This is a genomic window from Nitratidesulfovibrio oxamicus, assembly GCF_015731765.1.
Classification (GTDB): Bacteria; Desulfobacterota; Desulfovibrionia; order Desulfovibrionales; family Desulfovibrionaceae; genus Cupidesulfovibrio; species Cupidesulfovibrio oxamicus.
On the sequence record NZ_VRYY01000061.1, the window covers coordinates 1 to 7,817 of the forward strand.

Here is a 7,817-nt window from a genome sequence, read left to right on the forward strand (position 1 = left end):
TGCCGCCGCACGCCCCGGCTCCGGCAGGTGCGCCCGGCGCGGGCGGGCCGCGCGTGCAGGAGCAGTCGTTGTCGAAGTAGCCCGCCACGGCGCACGCCACGCCAGCGTGCGCCGCCCGGCAACCCGACACGAGAAAAACGGCCCTCCGCCATGGCGGAGGGCCGTTTTTCTCGTGTCGTTCTCACCGGTTCCGTGCCCGGCGCAAGGCCGACCCTAGGCCCGCCCCTCCGCCGCCATTTCGGTCACCATCTGTTGCAAGGCCCTGGCCAGCGACGCAAGCTCCTCCACGGCCAGGGTCGAATGTTCCATTCCCCTGGCGGTATCGTTGGCGATGGCGTTGATGTCGGTCAGGGAGCCGCTGATCTCTCTGCTTGCGGTGGATTGCTGTTCCGCCGCGGCGGCAATGGACCGCACCTGGTCGCTGGCCTGGGTCACCATGTCCACGATCCTTTCCAGCGACCGCGCCGACGCCTCTGCCATGCCCGTGGCGTTCTCTATGCTGCCCACGGTCTGCGAAACGCTTTCCGCATTGGACCGCGTGGCGTTCTGTATGCCTATCACGGCCTCTGCCACTTCCTTCGTGGCGGTCATGGTCTTTTCCGCCAGCTTGCGCACCTCGTCCGCCACCACGGCAAAACCGCGCCCCGCATCTCCCGCACGGGCGGCCTCGATGGCCGCGTTCAGCGCCAGCAGGTTCGTCTGATCCGCAATATCGTTGATGACGCCGAGCACCTGCCCGATATTGGCGGCGTTCGTGCCAAGGATTTCCATATCACCCTTGAGCTGCAGGGCCTGCACGCGCACGTCGCCCACCATGCCCACCATCTGGCGGACAACACTGGCGCCGTCGCTGGCCAGTTGCCGGGCCTCGTGCGACATTTCCGACGCCAGTCCGGCGCTCCGGGCCACGTCCAAGACCGCATCGTTGGTCTGCTCCATGGCCAGCGCCGTGTCGGCAACGCGGTTTTTTTGCGCCTGGGCGCCCCTGCTGGACTGCACCACCTGGGCCGCAATGCCCTCGGACGCACCGGTGAGCTTGCGAACCATGTCTTCCATGCGCACCGACGCCTGCAACATGCCGTTCCGGCGTGCCCGTTCCGCCTCGGCCCGGGCCTCGTCCGCCTCAGCCTGCGCCGTGCGCGCGTGCTCCGTCTCCCGGGCCGCGAGTTGCGTCTGCGCCTGCGCTTCCGCGATCTTGAGTTTCAGGTTGCCGACCATGCTCGCCATGGCAGTGCACAGCGTGCCTATTTCGTCGGCCTGCCGCACATCCAGGGGATGGTCCAGATTGCCCTTGCCCACGGCTTCGGCAAAGGCCACAGCGCGACGCAAGGGCGTATTGATCGAGACGAAGACCAGCAGCCCCACGGCCAGCGTGACTGCCAACGCCCCGCCAGCCACCGAAACGTAGACGAGCATATCCATCCTGGCGTCCCGGCCCAGGCGGTTGGCGAGCTGCATCAGGGCATCGCCCAGGCCCACCTCGACCTGGCGCAAAAGTTCTATGCGTGCCGTGGAGGCCTTGAACCACTCGGCAGCATCACCGCCAAGCGCCTCGCCCTGAGTCCCGGCCATCACCAGAGCCCGCATCCGGGCGACCTCCGCCACGGCGGGACCGGTCAGCCGCGCTTCCAGCAAGGCGGCGTCTTCGGGCGCGGCAAGCGCCTTGAATGTGGCAAGCCGCTCGTCCTGCGCGGCGAGCACGGTCAGCCACGAGCGGAACAGATTGACCGGAATCGTCCCCTGGGCGAACATGCCGTTGAGCGTGGCCCGTTCGCGCCCCGCGTACTCCTTGGCCCACAACAGCGAATCATAGGCCACTATGCGTCCGAGCACCCGCGGCTCGGAACTGGCGCGCGAAATGAAGGCATTCACTTCCAGCAATGACGTGATGGTTTCGGAGTACGACGCGATGATTCCGGCCGGTTTGAGCGCCAAGGCGTCCACCTCGCGACGCTTCCCGTCGATGCCGCCAAGTTCGCTCTCCACCTTGCCGAGGGCGGCCCTTGTTTCCGGGGGAAAACCTTCCGCCTGAAACACGCGCAAGCGCGCACGCAGCTTGCCCAGCGCACTGTCCGAATCGCGCCGTTGGGCGGCCAGATCCGGGCCGAACCGCTCCCCGCGGCTGGCGAGGAACCCCGACGAAAGCCCCCGCTCCTTCTGCAATTCGTGGGCGACATCGCCAACGGTCACGGAAAGGGCGGCAAGGCGCTCCACATCCTGCATCTCGACCATGACGGCGCGCTTGCTCATGACGAGCGATCCGGAAAACGCCATCAACGCCACCAGCGGAAGCAGCATGATGGCAAGCACCTTCATCCGCATCGGCAATGAGGCAAAAAATGTAATCATCACATCACCTTGTCATAAAACAGACGTTCAGAAGGCCCCACTCTCCGGCAGGTTCCGTGACAGCCCCGACACAATGCGTCATACGCAGGCACATTCCGCCCATGGGACAGGACGGCCCGCGGCGCGCCCCCCCTCGCCGGCGCGATGCATGCTCGGAGTCATTGGCCATCCCGTGAACCGGAACAGCCGTCTGCCCGACCCACCCCGCCCGACATGGCGTCGGGCGGATGTTCTGGCCGGCTAGGGGCAGGCGTGCATTGGCAGCCAGCACGGTGCTTGCCGTTCCCCCCGGAACGGAAAAACAGACTGCAAAATACCGGAAACCGTCATGAAAAATTCATTACCACGCACTTCAATATACTATTTTTATTAAAAAAACAGCCACGTGTCCAGCCGTTTCGCAGCATGTGGTTCCGGCAGGCCGATGCAGAGTTATCCCCTTCTGATGTTATACACACCACGCCCCTCGGCCACATGCCGGTCCGGCCTGTCGGAGGACCAGATGACCACCTGCGCGTTGCCCACCCGGTTGCCCAGCAGCTTCACCGTGGCCTCGGCGTACAGGTCGCTGGCGGAGGCGGGCCGCAGGTAGTCGATGACCAAGTCGATGGTGGCGATGCGGTCGTCGATGCGACACCTGGTCCACACCGCAAACCCCGCGCACACGTCGGCCAGCGACGATATCACCCCGCCATGCAGGGCAGGCCGCCGGGTATCGCCCACCAGTTCCTCGCGGTACGGAATGAACAGCTTCACCCGGCCCGCTTCCATCTCGGCCACCCGGATGCCCAGCAGCTTCTGGAACGGCAGTCCGTTTTCCACCAGATCGGCCAGCGCCTTGAAATCCATGCAGCATCTCCTGTATCTTCGCCCGGCGCAGTGGTCGGCCCATGGCGTACACGCGCCAACGAGAGCGAACACCGCCATCCTCGCCAGCACACCACACAGGTATCCCATGCCCGGCGCAAGCGCCACCCGCGCGAGCGCCCGGCAACCGCAACCCCCACGGAGCCCATCATGAGCAAGGACGAAGCCCCCCGCATGCATACCGCCGAACACGTCCTGAACGGCGTGATGGTGGCCCGCCACGGCTGCGGGCGCTGCTTCAGCGCCCACGTCAACCCCAAGAAATCCAAGTGCGACTACCACTTCGACCACCCGCTCGACGACGCGGAAGCCCGCGCCATAGAAGCCGAAGTGAACCGCGTGCTGTCCGGCAACCTTCCGGTCACCGCCGTGGACATGGACCGCACGGAAGCCGCAAGCCGCTTCGACCTTGGCCGCCTGCCGGACGGCGCGGGCGACACCCTGCGCATCGTGCGGGTGGGCGATTTCGACGCCTGCCCGTGCAGCGGCGCCCATGTGGCCAACACGGCGGAAGTGGGCGCCTTCCGGATCGTCTCCCACGATTTCGAGAACGGTGTGCTGCGCGTGCGCTTCAAACTGGACGCCCCGGCGGCGTAGTACGCCTTCACCGAAAGGGCCTCGGAAAGGCGAGACGGGCCGGAGCGCCCTCGCGCCACATCCTTTCCGTTTCCCGTTCGCCGTTCCCGACCGGGGCGATGGGCCAGCCGCCCGGACCAGTTCCACGGGCCGTTCGCGCCACGGCGGGCGTCCCGTGCTGCATGAGCGCCCCGCACGGGCGCTTCGCGTCTTTCCTTCCCTGCCGGTGCCATCTTGACACGCGCCGCTCCGACACTATCTGCACTGGGAATTTTCCGGTCGCAACGGCACGGAACAATTGTACAACATTCGGACAGGCCCGGCCCCTTCAGGCATGCCGGGCGAACCCTTTCCGATCACCAGACCACGCCTTTCACAGGAGGAGACGATGACCGCCGCCGCGCATGAGACCCATGAATTCCGCACCGAAGTGCAGAAACTGCTGCACATCATCACCCACTCGCTGTACACCAACCGCGAGATTTTCCTGCGCGAACTGGTCTCCAACGCATCAGACGCACTGGACAAGCTGCGCTTCTTCCAGAGTCGGGGCGACGCCGTGACCGCGCCCGACCTGCCGCTGGACATCACCATCACCGTGGACAAGGACGCGCGCATCCTGCGCATTGCCGACACGGGCGTGGGCATGACCCGGCAGGAACTCATCGACAACCTGGGCACCATCGCCCGGTCCGGCTCGGAACGGTTCATGGCGGAACACGGGATGGGGCAGGGCCTGAACGGCGGGGCCAAGGCCGACGCCGCCGCAGGCGATGCCGACGGTGAATCCGCGTCCCCGACCTCCGCAGCCCCCACCGACGCCGCGTCCATCATCGGTCGCTTCGGCGTGGGCTTCTACTCGGTGTTCATGGTGGCGGACACGGTGAAAGTCACCTCGCGCTCGTGCCAGCCCGGCGCTACCGCCCACGTCTGGGAATCGGACGGTTCCGGCTCGTTCAGCGTGGCAGAGGTGGACGCCGCGGGCGATGCCGACGCCCCGGCGCGCGGCACGATCATAGAAGCGCACATCAAGGAAGACGCGGCGGAATTCCTGGAACGCCACCGCCTGGAAGCCATCGTGCGCACCCACTCCAACTTCCTGCCCTTCCCCATCATGGTCGAGGGCGAACGGGTGAACACCACCCCGGCCCTGTGGCGCGAACCGAAGTTTTCGGTCACCCCGCAACAGTACGAGGACTTCTACAAGTACCTCACCTTCGACAGCGGCGCCCCGCTGGAAACCATCCACGTTTCCGTGGACGCGCCGGTGCAGTTCACCGCGCTCATGTTCGTGCCGCCGCACGGGCAGGAACTGTTCGGCATGGGCCGCGACCGCTGGGGCCTCGACCTGTACGTGCGCCGGGTGCTTATCCAGCGCGAGAACAAGGACCTGCTGCCGGAATACCTCAGCTTCGTGAAGGGCGTGGTGGATACGGAAGACCTGCCCCTGAACATCTCGCGCGAGACGCTGCAGGAGAACGTGGTCATCCGCAAGATCGGCCAGACGGTGACCAGGCAGGTGCTTGGCCATCTGGAAAAGCTGGCCGCGTCCGATGCGGACAAGTACGCGGAATTCTGGCGCAGCCACGGCAAGGTGTTCAAGCTGGGGCACACCGACTGGGCCAACCGCGAAAAGTTCGCGGGCCTGCTGCGCTGCAACACCTCGCACCACGACGACGCCAAGGGGCTGTCCTCGCTCGACGACTACATCGGTCGCGCGCGTGAAGGCCAGAAGGACATCTGGTACATCTCCGCGCCAAACCGCGAGGCCGCCCGGCTGAACCCGCACCTGGAAATCTTCCGCAAGAAGGGGCTGGAGGTGCTGTTCCTGTACGAGCCCATCGACGAGTTCGTCATGGACGCGCTGGGCAACTACAAGGACTTCGCCCTGAAGGCCGTGGAACACGCCGATGCCGCCACCCTGGACGCCTTCCCCACCGTGGAGGAACGCAAGGAAGCCGAGCCGCTGGACGAATCCGAAGCCCCCGCCTTCGACGCATTGCTGGCCCGCATGAAGGACCTGCTGGGCGACAAGGTGACCGAGGTGCGCGTCTCGCACCGCCTGTCCGACAGCCCGGCCTGCCTGGTCAGCCCCGACGGCACGGTGACCTCGTCCATGGAAAAGCTGCTCAAGGTCATGCAGCGCGACGAGTCCATCCCCAAGAAGGTGCTGGAAGTGAACCGCGACCACCCCATCCTGCGCAACCTGCTGCGCATCCACAAGGCGGATCCGGCAGACCCCATGGTGGAAAGCGCCACCCTGCAACTGTTCGAGGCCAGCCTGCTTCTGGAAGGCTATCTGGCCGACCCGCACGCGCTGGTGGGCCGCCTGTACGGCCTGCTGGAACAGGCGGGCGGCTGGTACACCGAGGTCAAGAAACTGTAGGCGGAACGCCGCGCCGCGTCGCGTTGCGACGCCGGATTCCTGCATGCACACGTTCCGGGCGGGTGGGCGAAAGCCTGCCCGCCCGTTGTGTTGCGGGTACGCTGCCGTCTCGCATCCAACTGCCCGCACCTCGGGCTGTTTTACAACTTTCCGCCACTCAGGTTCGTAGTATTTGACAATATTCGCACAACACCGCCCCTTTCCCACTTTGACATCACCCTCAAAAATGTGAACGGTGCTCCCGTGGGCGGCACCCCGGACTTCAGGACGAACACACCGCGCCGCCCGCTCCGTACGCCCGGCACCGCGGGCGTACGTGGCGCATGGGGCCGCAACCCGGCATCCCCGCGCCAACCGCCGCGCCGGATCGATGGAGAACTGCGCGCGGTCGCCGGACAGGGCCACCACGCCCGCGTCCGGAGTCTGTTTCACTGTGCGCCATCGGTATGGCGCCAAGGGATCAAGGTGCGGGCATGACCCTCAAACGGCAGTTGCTCCTGGGGTTTCTTTCGGTATTGGCGGCAAGCGGCTTCGGCATCGCGGCCACCCTGTGGTGGGTGGGCGCGGGCGGCATGCACGAGGTGGGGCGCACCAGCGCCGCCGCCCTGCAGGAACGGGCGCAGGGCCAGTTGGCCACCCTGCGCGGCGTGAAGTCTGCCCAGGTGGCCGACCTGATGGAGCTGATGGCCGACCAGCTTGCCGTGTACGCCGGTGACCGCACGGCCATCGACGCCAGCCTGGCCTTTGCCTATGACGTGGACCTGGTCCGCCACGAATCCGAAACACCCCCGGATGCGCTGGCCGCCCTGCGCCCCGCCCTGACCGAAGCCGTGACAGGCCCCGCCTTTCTTGGCTGGAACGCCTTTGCCCGCAACGCCGCCGCCGCACCGGGCTATGCCCCCCGCGCCGCCGCCGACTACGTACCCACCGATCCCAACGCGCAACTGCTGTGGGAACACTACATCCACCGCAACCCGGCGGCCCCCGGCGAGCGCCAGAAACTGGACGAACCCGCGGACCTCGTCTGCGGCTACGTGGACAACCACCTGAAGTTCCACCCCGCCTTCCGCGACTTTGCCGAGCGGTTCGGCTATGCCGACGTGCTGTTGCTGGCCCCCGATACCGGGCGGGTGATCTATTCCGTACGCAAGAACCTCGACTTCGCCCAGCGAGCCACCGACGGCCCGTTCTCCAGGACCGGCCTTGCCGCCGTCTTCCGCGCCGCGGACGCATCGGGCAAGGCGGGCCGCGCGGGCGAGGTGGCCCAGAGCGACTTTGCCCCGTACGAGCCTGCGGGCAACGCCCCGTGCGCCTTTCTGGCCACCCCGGTGTTCGATGGCGGCAAGGGCGGCAAGTACGCCGCCGTGCTGGCCTTCAGCCTGCCCGTGGCCAAGCTGAACAGCCTGATGCTGTCCGGTGGACGATTCGAGGCGTTCGGCCTTGGCAAGACCGGCGAAACCTATCTGGTGGGTCCGGACGGGCTGCTGCGCACCTCGTTGCGCACCTCTTCCGACGAACTGGACGTGCTGCGCGACAAGGTGGGCACCGATGCCGTGCGCGCCGCGCTGGAAGGCAACACCGGCCAGGCCCTGACCACCGACCCGCGCGGACGCGCCGTGCTGGCCGCGTGGCAGCCGGT

The 7,817-nt window shown here is 66.6% G+C and carries 5 protein-coding genes; 3 read left to right on the forward strand and 2 right to left on the reverse strand.

Annotation, left to right across the window (positions count from 1 at the left end):
• Positions 1-213 precede the first annotated feature (213 nt).
• Together FVW20_RS02870 and FVW20_RS02875 are read right to left on the reverse strand one after the other, a co-directional pair.
• Positions 214-2,298: a methyl-accepting chemotaxis protein gene (locus FVW20_RS02870; RefSeq protein ID WP_196608215.1), complete on the reverse strand. Its 2,085-nt coding sequence runs from the start codon at positions 2,296-2,298 to the stop codon at positions 214-216.
• A 483-nt stretch (positions 2,299-2,781) separates the two neighbouring features.
• Complete coding sequence (locus FVW20_RS02875; protein WP_196608216.1) at positions 2,782-3,198, reverse strand: PaaI family thioesterase; 417 nt, start codon at positions 3,196-3,198, stop codon at positions 2,782-2,784.
• A 168-nt stretch (positions 3,199-3,366) separates the two neighbouring features.
• Here FVW20_RS02875 and FVW20_RS02880 point away from each other — a divergent pair, with 168 nt between their 5' ends.
• The 3 genes from FVW20_RS02880 to FVW20_RS02890 form a co-directional block, all read left to right on the forward strand.
• Complete coding sequence (locus tag FVW20_RS02880; RefSeq protein WP_196608217.1) at positions 3,367-3,813, forward strand: alanyl-tRNA editing protein; 447 nt, start codon at positions 3,367-3,369, stop codon at positions 3,811-3,813.
• A 367-nt stretch (positions 3,814-4,180) separates the two neighbouring features.
• On the forward strand, positions 4,181-6,178 hold the full coding sequence (gene htpG, locus FVW20_RS02885) for a molecular chaperone HtpG (protein WP_196608218.1): 1,998 nt from the start codon (positions 4,181-4,183) through the stop codon (positions 6,176-6,178).
• 473 nt (positions 6,179-6,651) lie between these two features.
• A partial coding sequence (locus FVW20_RS02890) for a cache domain-containing protein (protein WP_196608219.1) occupies positions 6,652-7,817 on the forward strand: 1,166 nt, incomplete at its 3' end.

Bases quoted from the DNA above. Each gene is read 5' to 3' on its own strand.
- FVW20_RS02875 (WP_196608216.1), bottom strand. From the start codon at position 3,198: ATGGATTTCAAGGCGCTGGCCGATCTGGTGGAAAACGGACTGCCGTTC.
- htpG (WP_196608218.1), top strand. From the start codon at position 4,181: ATGACCGCCGCCGCGCATGAGACCCATGAATTCCGCACCGAAGTGCAG.
- FVW20_RS02870 (WP_196608215.1), bottom strand. From the start codon at position 2,298: ATGCTGCTTCCGCTGGTGGCGTTGATGGCGTTTTCCGGATCGCTCGTC.
- FVW20_RS02880 (WP_196608217.1), top strand. From the start codon at position 3,367: ATGAGCAAGGACGAAGCCCCCCGCATGCATACCGCCGAACACGTCCTG.